This window comes from Pseudomonas sp. LARHCG127 (assembly GCF_052871455.1).
This window is the reverse complement of sequence record NZ_JBIXJT010000039.1, coordinates 1-3,769: the sequence shown is the minus strand read 5'-3', so window position 1 is coordinate 3,769 and position 3,769 is coordinate 1. Positions and strand designations below refer to the sequence as shown.

Genomic DNA, 3,769 nt, shown 5'->3' with positions numbered 1-3,769 from the left:
CCCCCCCCCCCCCCCCCCCCCCCCCCCCCCCCCACCCCCCCCCCCCCCCCCCCCCCCCCCCCCGCTCCCACAATTGATTTACGCCTGGATCAAGGCTTTTTGGCGGCAGCCTTGACGCTACGCTGGCGCAGCGCCTCGAACAGGCACACGCCGGTGGCCACCGAGACGTTGAGGCTGCTGACGCTGCCGGCCATCGGCAGCTTGACCAGATAGTCGCAATGCTCGCGGGTCAGGCGGCGCATGCCCTTGCCTTCGGCGCCCATGATCAGGATCGTCGGGCCCGTCAGGTCCTGGTCATAGATGCTGACCTCGGCCTCGCCCGCCGTACCGACGACCCACAGGCCGCGCTGCTGGAGTTTTTCCAGGGTGCGCGCCAGGTTGGTCACCGCCACCAACGGAATCACTTCCGCCGCGCCGCAAGCGACTTTACGCACCACCGGCGTCAACGTCGCCGACTTGTCCTTGGGCACGATGACCGCCAATGCTCCGGCGGCATCCGCCGAACGCAGGCAGGCGCCGAGGTTGTGGGGATCGGTCACGCCGTCCAGCACCAGCAACAGCGGCGCGCCTTCGGTACGGTCGAGCAGCTCGTCGAGCATGGCTTCGCCCCAGACCTGGCTCGGACTGACGTCCGCAACCACGCCCTGGTGAACGCCCTCGACCCACGCGTCCATTTCACGACGCTCGGCCTGACCGATGGCAACCTTGTTTTGGGTAGCCAGTTCGACCAGTGCTTGCACACGCGGCTCGCTGCGACCTTCCGCCAACCACACTTGCTTGACACGCTTGGGGTGGTGACGCAGCAGGGCTTCTACGGCGTGCACGCCGTAGATTTTTTCCAGACTCATGACTTGGCCTTAGGTTTGCGCGACCCGCCGCTTTTCGCGGGGGCCGAGCCCGCTTTTGGCGGGCCTTTACGGTGTTTGCTTGGCTTGCTCGACGACTTTTCCGCCCCGTGGGACTTTCCCCCAGACGCCGCTTTACCACCGCTTTTGGCTTCGTTGAGCAACTGCTGCTTCAACTCGCGACTCTTGCGCAGCTCGGCGTTTTTCGCCGCTGCGTCGCTGGGGCGGTAGGCTTCGGGAGCCTTGTCCTTGGCAGACGAACGGCGACCGGCCTTGGCTGGCTCAGGCTCTGCGGTTTTTGCAGGAGCACCTTTACCTCTGCCTTTGGTCGCAGGCGCGGCGGTCTCGCTGCCGCGCTTTTTACGGCCAGTCGGTGCTTCGGCCGGCTTGTCGGACATGCCGAAGTCGATCTTGCGCTCATCGAGATCGACGCGCATGACCTGCACTTCCACGGTGTCGCCCAGGCGGAAGCTGCGACCGGTGCGCTCGCCCGCCAGGCGGTGATGCACAGGATCAAAGTGGTAGTAATCACCCGGCAAGGCGGTGACGTGCACCAGGCCCTCGACATAGATATCGGTCAGTTCGACGAACAGACCAAAGCCGGTCACAGCCGTGATCACGCCAGGGAACGACTCGCCCACGCGATCTTTCATGAACTCGCACTTGAGCCAGTTCACCACGTCGCGGGTCGCTTCGTCGGCACGGCGTTCGCTCATGGAGCACTGCTCGCCCAACTGTTCCAGGGCCGCTTCGTCGTACGGATAGATCCGTGCCTTCGGAATGGTCATGGCACCGGCGCGCTTGACGTGCGGGGTGTTCTGCTTGGAATGGATCACGCTGCGGATCGCGCGGTGCGTGAGCAAGTCCGGATAACGGCGGATCGGCGAGGTGAAGTGGGTGTATGCCTCGTAATTCAGACCGAAGTGGCCCTGGTTGTCGGCGCTGTACACCGCCTGGCTCAGGGAGCGCAGCATCACGGTCTGGATCACATGGTAATCCGGACGGTCCTTGATGCTGGCCAGCAGTGCCTGGTAGTCCTTCGGCGTCGGGCCGTCCTTGCCTTTGTGCAGGGACAGGCCGAGCTCGCCGAGGAAGGCGCGCAATTTTTCCAGGCGCTCCGGCGGCGGGCCGTCGTGCACGCGGTACAACGCCGGAATCTCATGCTTCTTGAGGAATTCGGCGGTGGCTACGTTGGCCGCCAGCATGCACTCTTCGATCAGCTTGTGCGCATCGTTACGGGTGGTCGGGGTGATCGCGGCGATCTTGCGCTCGGAACCGAAGACAATCCGGGTTTCCTGGGTCTCGAAATCGATCGCGCCACGCACGTGACGGGCACCCAGCAACACCTTGTACAGCGCGTACAATTGCTTGAGGTGCGGTACCACGCCAGCGTATTCGGTACGCAGGGCCTTGGCTTCACTGGTCTTCGGCGTTTCCAGGATGGTGCTGACCTTGTTGTAGGTCAGGCGCGCCTGGGAGTGAATCACCGCTTCGTAGAACTGGTAGTCGGTCATTTCGCCGGTTTTGGAGATGGTCATCTCGCACACCATGGCCAAACGGTCGACTTTCGGGTTCAGCGAGCACAGGCCGTTGGACAGCTGCTCAGGCAGCATCGGGATCACGCGCTCAGGGAAATACACGGAGTTGCCGCGCACCTGGGCTTCGTTATCCAGGGCCGAACCGATCTTCACGTAGCTGGACACATCGGCAATCGCGACGAACAACTTCCAGCCGCCGGAGAACAGGCGCAGCTTGCCGGGCTTGGCTTCGCAGTACACCGCATCGTCGAAGTCGCGGGCATCTTCGCCGTCGATGGTGACGAACGGCAGATGGCGCAAGTCGATGCGTTTTTCTTTATCTTTCTCTTCGACTTCCGGCTTGAGCTTGGCGGCTTCCTTGAGCACAGCGTCGGGCCAGACGTGAGGAATGTCGTAGGTGCGCAGCGCAACGTCGATCTCCATGCCCGGCGCCATGTAGTTGCCGACCACTTCAACGATATCGCCCTGGGGCTGGAAGCGCGCAGTGGGCCAGTGGGTGATTTTCACCTCGACGAACTGACCCACCTTCGCGGCGCCATTACGGCCCGGGGTAATCAGCACTTCCTGCTGGACCTTCGGGTTATCCGGCACAACGAAACCGATGCCGCCTTCTTCGAAGTAACGGCCAACGATACTTTCATGGGCGCGGGACACCACTTCGACGATCACGCCTTCACGGCGACCGCGGCGGTCCAGGCCGGACACGCGGGCCAGGGCCCGGTCACCGTCGAACACCAGGCGCATTTGCGCCGGGCTCATGAACAGGTCGTCGCTGCCATCGTCTGGGATCAGGAAGCCGAAGCCGTCACGGTGACCGGCGATGCGGCCGAGGATCAGGTCGAGCTTGTCCACCGGCGCATAAGTGCCGCGCCGGGTGTAGATCAGTTGAGCGTCGCGCTCCATGGCGCGCAGACGGCGGCGCAGGGCTTCGAGTTGGTCCTCGGTGGTCAGACCGAACTCTTCGACCAACTGCTCGCGGCTAGCAGGCGAACCCCGATCGGCGAGATGCGCCAGGATCAGTTCACGGCTAGGAATAGGGTTTTCATATTTTTCCGCTTCACGAGCGGCCTCGGGATCGAGGGACTGCCAATCGGCCATTAGAGAGTTTTCACCTTGTCTATATGCGGGTTAGTTTGGCATAGGCTTAATGAAACGGGAAATTTCAAGCATTCGATAGCGTTTCCAGCGTCATTTGGCCAGCCCTTTGGCACCCCGGGAAGCACCGCTCGTGAAATTTAGCGGTTTTTTTCTCCCCAGGGGTTTACAGTTAAAAACACGCTCCGTATAGTGCGCGCCATCGACGACGTACACTCGTTGCCGATACTGCCCAGATGGTGAAATTGGTAGACACGCCAGCTTCAGGTGCTGGTGACCGCAAGGTCGTGG

Annotated in this window: 2 protein-coding genes; both read right to left on the bottom strand. The window is 62.5% G+C overall.

What is annotated here, in order from left to right:
* Window positions 1–89: 89 nt before the first annotated feature.
* On the bottom strand, window positions 90–848 hold the full coding sequence (gene rlmB, locus ACIPQ1_RS28685) for a 23S rRNA (guanosine(2251)-2'-O)-methyltransferase RlmB (protein ID WP_186730060.1): 759 nt from the start codon (window positions 846–848) through the stop codon (window positions 90–92).
* Complete coding sequence (rnr, locus tag ACIPQ1_RS28680) at window positions 845–3,481, bottom strand: ribonuclease R (RefSeq protein WP_411386344.1); 2,637 nt, start codon at window positions 3,479–3,481, stop codon at window positions 845–847. Before rnr ends, rlmB begins: the two co-directional genes overlap by 4 nt.
* Between the last annotated feature and the right edge of the window lie 288 nt (window positions 3,482–3,769).